Annotated in this window: 1 protein-coding gene and 1 CRISPR repeat array; the gene reads left to right on the forward strand. The window is 68.4% G+C overall.

Going from position 1 to position 1,619, the window contains the following annotated elements; all coding sequences use genetic code 11:
* Position 1 precedes the first annotated feature (1 nt).
* A CRISPR array of direct repeats spans positions 2-1,250; the repeat unit is 29 nt; unit sequence GCGTTCCCCGCACACGCGGGGATGACCCG.
* 164 nt (positions 1,251-1,414) lie between these two features.
* Positions 1,415-1,619, forward strand: a 205-nt coding sequence (locus BMW67_RS14855; protein WP_177174523.1) for a transposase, incomplete at its 3' end; no start/stop codon positions are given.

A 1,619-nucleotide genomic window follows, 5' to 3' on the forward strand; every position in this document is an offset into this window, starting at 1 on the left:
CGCGTTCCCCGCACACGCGGGGATGACCCGGCCGGGCTGACCAAGAACCCACGGCTGGTTGCGCGTTCCCCGCACACGCGGGGATGACCCGATCAGCGCGAGAATCAGCCGCATTTGAACGCCGCGTTCCCCGCACACGCGGGGATGACCCGACCGGGGCATGCAGGTGGATGCTGTCCTCGTCGCGTTCCCCGCACACGCGGGGATGACCCGTTGCCCAGCTCGCGCGCGATGCGCATCACCTGGCGTTCCCCGCACACGCGGGGATGACCCGATGGCCTGCTCAGCGATGTGGTCGGGCAGCGCGCGTTCCCCGCACACGCGGGGATGACCCGGTATGTGCAGTGCACCGCGAATCCCTCGCCGCGCGTTCCCCGCACACGCGGGGATGACCCGATGGCGCGGCGCGTCGGCTCGGACAGCCAGCGGCGTTCCCCGCACACGCGGGGATGACCCGATCCAGCAGATCTCGAACGGATTCGTGCTCTCGCGTTCCCCGCACACGCGGGGATGACCCGGCTGTGTATGAGATGATGCTCAAGGACCGGGCGCGTTCCCCGCACACGCGGGGATGACCCGGGTTCGCCTGCGGCCATCGCGCGCGGGTTCCCGCGTTCCCCGCACACGCGGGGATGACCCGCGAAATCAGCACATCGAAATAGCTGCCATCAGGCGTTCCCCGCACACGCGGGGATGACCCGCGCTCGCGCGAATCGAGGGGAGGCTGTCGCGGGCGTTCCCCGCACACGCGGGGATGACCCGGGCGAGCTGTCGTTCCGGGGCGGTGGAGTCGAGCGTTCCCCGCACACGCGGGGATGACCCGATCTGTTGCAGAAGCGCGGCGCTTTCCGTGCGGCGTTCCCCGCACACGCGGGGATGACCCGGATTTGGCCTTCCCGTCCGCCTCCACGACGGAGCGTTCCCCGCACACGCGGGGATGACCCGAATTCCGTCACCTGCTGGCCCTGATCTGGGGCGCGTTCCCCGCACACGCGGGGATGACCCGGAGATCGCCCGGCGCGAATGGCTGGAAATTACGCGTTCCCCGCACACGCGGGGATGACCCGAGACCACATGATCCCAGATCGCCGCCTCGTCAGCGTTCCCCGCACACGCGGGGATGACCCGACATAAGCGCGGACATTCGCAGCCGCCTGCCAGCGTTCCCCGCACACGCGGGGATGACCCGGTCTATTGCGAGCCATTCTGCGGGGCAGCGTCGCGTTCCCCGCACACGCGGGGATGACCCGCAGTCAACATCATCCAGCGGACCCCTTGGTCCGCGGGTACTGTACCGTGATGTCTGGAAATTCGCTTTGGGCTGGGGCCTTGAGCCCCTGCTGGGGCATGCCCCAGCAGGGGCTGCCCATCCTGGTATTCCATGGAGTTGCCGAACGACCATGGAGAAGCGCGAATGGACAGACGGAAGGATACGGCGGTTGAGGCGGTCTTGGAACAGCTGATCGAGCACGGCCCTGGCGAGATCGCCTCGGTGTTCGCCCGGGCCTTTGAGCTGGCGATGCAGATCGAGCGCGAACGATTTCTCGGTGCGGCGCACTACGAGCGTACGCCCGACCGCCGGGGCTATGCCAACGGCTACAAAGCCAAGCGGATCGACA

The sequence above is a fragment of the Oceanicella actignis genome (genome assembly GCF_900111545.1).
Lineage (GTDB): Bacteria > Pseudomonadota > Alphaproteobacteria > Rhodobacterales > Rhodobacteraceae > Oceanicella > Oceanicella actignis.